This window comes from Chamaesiphon sp. OTE_75_metabat_556 (genome assembly GCF_031378165.1).
Classification (GTDB): domain Bacteria; phylum Cyanobacteriota; class Cyanobacteriia; order Cyanobacteriales; family Chamaesiphonaceae; genus Chamaesiphon.
The window spans coordinates 1-2,005 of the sequence record NZ_JANNDR010000357.1 but is presented as its reverse complement, the minus strand read 5'-3'; the positions used below and the strand labels follow the sequence as shown (position 1 = coordinate 2,005).

The window sequence follows — 2,005 nt, the reverse complement described above, 5'->3', positions numbered from 1 at the left end:
GGAAGCTCTACGGTAGCGATCTGCGCTTTCTTCGCCAGTTCTAGCTGATTGACCAATTCGATTGTTGGTGATTTGTGGTATGCTTTGCTCCAAAATTCAGAGTAGGGGCAATTCATGAATTGCCCCTACTCTAAATTTCAGGGATTGTCTCTAACGCAAATCATACTTGAATTCAGCAACGATCGACCTATTACCAGCGGCGGGGCAAACATTGAGCGCAATCGTTAGTAACATTAGTACCAGTAGAAATAATTACTGGTTCGGCTGGCGGTGGCTCGGCACTGACTTGAAGAGCGGTTGTCACGATCGCGAGCGCAGCAAGTAGTCCACAGCCGAGAAACTTAAGCATGATTGAGACCAAAATCGGGAGGGATCTACAATCTAACGAGTAAACTCTGAAGCTCCTGTGAACTAAATCACTAGGTGTATTATGAATCGATCGCACCTAAATGCGCTTGATTGGATTATCGATGTTCTCGATAGAGTTTCAGTCCGAATTTGCCCGCTGGGGTGGCTTGCGCCTTGCTGATATCAGTTTGCATTGGAGCGGGGAGTAAGTCTAGTACAGTAGGTTGAATATGGTGTTCTGGGGGCTGAAGGATCGGTGCGGCAAGGGCTGCAAAGGTAATATCGATCGCCGAAAAACGATCACCGAGTAAGTACTGACGCCCATCGGCTAACAAACTATCGACTCGATCGAATACGATCTCGATTTCGCGACAAGATTCAGCAGCGGAAGTATCGGTAATATCAAAATTCGATCGAACGATTTTACCAACTCTGGGGAAAATAATGGGAAATAGTAACTTTTCCCAAAATGGCACGCCCAGAGTCCATTTCGGATAAAGTAATTGGGGTGTGATGATATATGAATATCCCCAGCGGCGGGTATGCACACCCAAAGTATTATTGAATAAGGTTTCTAGTTCTGTACTGAGTAACTGGAATTGGGGGTCGATCGGATATAACTTTTCGGGATAGAGTCTGTCTAAATATCGCAAAATATCTGTCGAATCTGTCGCCACACCCGTATCTGTGACTAAAACAGGTACGGTCGTGCCACCATGTTTTTTAGTCGCGCTGCGATGAAATGGCGGCATGTGCGCCAATTCTTGATAGGGAATCTCTAAGTAGTCTAGTGCCCACCGTGCTTTCTCACTGTAGTGGCTAACTGGAATCGTAATCAGTCGAAAGTTAGTGGGCATCAAATTTCTCCTAACCGTACAGAGTGATTGCTGTCTGTCTTGACTAAGTTTTAGTATACGAATCTGTGAGATTTTGAGCAACCCAGAGGGCAACTTGCAATCGATCGCGTAAATTTAAATAGTTAAAAATATTAGTCACATAATTCTTGACTGTCCCTTCCGTGAGGTGCAGATCGAGAGCAATTTCGCGATTGTTTTTGCCTTTACCAATTAGTTTGAGGATTTCGATCTCATTATGATTGAATTTTTCGAGCATGGCTAATCTGGACGATGGTGTAATTGTAGACTCGGGAATCCGCGCAAATACCTTCAGGGCGATCGCCGGATCGAGTTGTCCAAAACCGCGATCGAGACTACGAATCATGGTCGCTAATTGTTGGGACGGGGTACTTTTGAGGATATAACCCAGGGCACCATTTTGCAGTGATTGACAAATATAGTCATCTTCATCAAATGTGGTCAAAACCATAATCCGAATCCACGGAAACCGCTGATGGATGACTTTAGTAGCTTCGACACCATCACAAATCGGCATCCGTACATCCATCAAAATTACGTCCGGGCGCAGTGTTTCGGCCAGCAAAATTGCCTCTTGACCATTACCAGCTTCTCCAACAACTTCGATGTCTGATTCGAGGCTGATTAGCGCGGCTAATCCTTGCCTAAAAATAACTAGATCGTCAACGAGGAGGAGGCGAATCATGAATTAGTGAATAGTGAATAGTGAATAGTGAATAGTAGATGAGATTTAAATGCAGTTGTTGTCAATTATTAATTTATCAACTTGGTAGAAATATCTT

The 2,005-nt window shown here is 44.2% G+C and carries 3 protein-coding genes; all 3 read right to left on the bottom strand.

Annotated features, from left to right (window positions below):
• Positions 1-190: 190 nt before the first annotated feature.
• The 3 genes from RMO27_RS14405 to RMO27_RS14395 all read right to left on the bottom strand — a co-directional run bounded on the left by RMO27_RS14405 (position 191) and on the right by RMO27_RS14395 (position 1,908).
• Positions 191-349 carry a hypothetical protein gene (locus RMO27_RS14405; RefSeq protein WP_309733674.1) on the bottom strand — a complete coding sequence of 53 codons (159 nt, stop codon included), beginning with the start codon at positions 347-349 and terminating at the stop codon, positions 191-193.
• A 115-nt stretch (positions 350-464) separates the two neighbouring features.
• Entirely contained in the window at positions 465-1,205 is a 741-nt protein-coding gene (locus RMO27_RS14400; RefSeq protein ID WP_309733673.1) for a glutathione S-transferase family protein, read from the bottom strand.
• A 43-nt stretch (positions 1,206-1,248) separates the two neighbouring features.
• Positions 1,249-1,908, bottom strand: a complete 660-nt coding sequence (locus RMO27_RS14395) for a response regulator transcription factor (RefSeq protein WP_309733671.1) — start codon at positions 1,906-1,908, stop codon at positions 1,249-1,251.
• Between the last annotated feature and the right edge of the window lie 97 nt (positions 1,909-2,005).

Coding starts and splice junctions, on each gene's coding strand:
- RMO27_RS14405 (WP_309733674.1), bottom strand. CDS start 349: ATGCTTAAGTTTCTCGGCTGTGGACTACTTGCTGCGCTCGCGATCGTG.
- RMO27_RS14400 (WP_309733673.1), bottom strand. CDS start 1,205: ATGCCCACTAACTTTCGACTGATTACGATTCCAGTTAGCCACTACAGT.
- RMO27_RS14395 (WP_309733671.1), bottom strand. CDS start 1,908: ATGATTCGCCTCCTCCTCGTTGACGATCTAGTTATTTTTAGGCAAGGA.